Origin of the sequence: Enterococcus sp. HMSC076E04, from assembly GCF_001814285.1 — a bacterium.
In the GTDB taxonomy this organism is placed as follows: domain Bacteria; phylum Bacillota; class Bacilli; order Lactobacillales; family Enterococcaceae; genus Enterococcus_B; species Enterococcus_B lactis.
Map to the genome: position 1 here is coordinate 1 of NZ_KV815583.1, position 541 is coordinate 541.

The window sequence follows — 541 nt, forward strand, 5'->3', positions numbered from 1 at the left end:
AAAGGCATGAAAGATACGATTCACCAGATTTATCCTAAAGCTAAATACCAACATTGCTGTGTTCACGTTTCCCGTAATATTGCTCATAAAGTACGTGTCAAAGATCGAAAAGAAATCTGTGATGATTTTAAGGCTGTTTATCAAGCTAGCTCAAAGGAAGAGGCAAATACCTTTTTAGGGAGTATGATTGAGAAGTGGCAGAAAACTTATCCTAAAGTGACGCAGTCACTGATAAAAAATCAAGATTTATTGACTTTTTATGAGTTTCCGCCTGGTATCCGCCGAAGCATTTACTCAACTAATTTAATCGAATCTTTCAATAAACAAATCAAGAAATACAGCCGCAGAAAAGATCAGTTTCAAAATGAAGAATCACTAGAGCGTTTCCTAGTATCCATCTTTGATACATACAATCAAAAATTCTTAAATAGAAGCCATAAAGGCTTCCAACAAGTGACGGATACATTAGCTTCAATGTTTACTGAGTAACCCATTATTTTGCAGAAGGACGAGTTATTTACACAAAATTATTGACGCTCCC

Annotated in this window: 1 pseudogene; it reads left to right on the top strand. The window is 35.3% G+C overall.

The features are described from left to right. Nucleotides 1–489, top strand: a pseudogene (locus HMPREF2961_RS04955) (IS256-like element ISEfm2 family transposase); the annotation flags it as partial. Nucleotides 490–541 lie beyond the last annotated feature (52 nt).